The 490-nt window shown below is 68.6% G+C and carries 1 protein-coding gene; it reads left to right on the top strand.

What is annotated here, in order from left to right; genetic code table 11:
- Nucleotides 1-490: transposase (locus FJR00_RS15555; RefSeq protein WP_141339641.1), on the top strand; the 490-nt coding region annotated here is incomplete at both ends.

Genomic DNA, 490 nt, shown 5'->3' with positions numbered 1-490 from the left:
GGATCGTGTGCCAGCTGCATGCGCTGCTGCTGGAGATCGTGCCTGGTGGGGCCAAGAAGGACCTGTCCGCGGCCCAGGCCCGCAAGATCCTGGCCGGTGTCCGACCGCGTGACGTCGTGGGCAAGACCCGCAAGCGCGTCGCGCTGGAGATGGTGGCCGACCTGGAGAAGACCTACCGGCGCAAGAAGGAGGCGAACAAGGAGCTCACCGAGCTCTTGGCCGCCACCGGCACCAGCCTGCTCGGACTGCACGGCATAGGACCCTCCGGTGCGGCCCGGTTGCTGGTCGAGATCGGTGACATCACCCGGTTCCCCACCAAGGGCCACTTCGCGTCCTGGACCGGCACCGCGCCGGTGGACGCCTCCTCCGGAGACAACGTGCGCCAACGCCTCTCCCGCGGCGGGAACCGGCACATCAACCAGGTGCTGCACATCATGGCCACCGTGCAACTGCGCACCAGGACCACCGAAGGCCGGGCCTACTACGACCG

The sequence above is a fragment of the Ornithinimicrobium kibberense genome, assembly GCF_006519705.1.
Taxonomy (GTDB): Bacteria; Actinomycetota; Actinomycetes; order Actinomycetales; family Dermatophilaceae; genus Ornithinicoccus; species Ornithinicoccus kibberensis.
The sequence above is the reverse complement of the archived record's forward strand: the minus strand, read 5'-3'. Positions and strand labels throughout refer to the sequence as shown.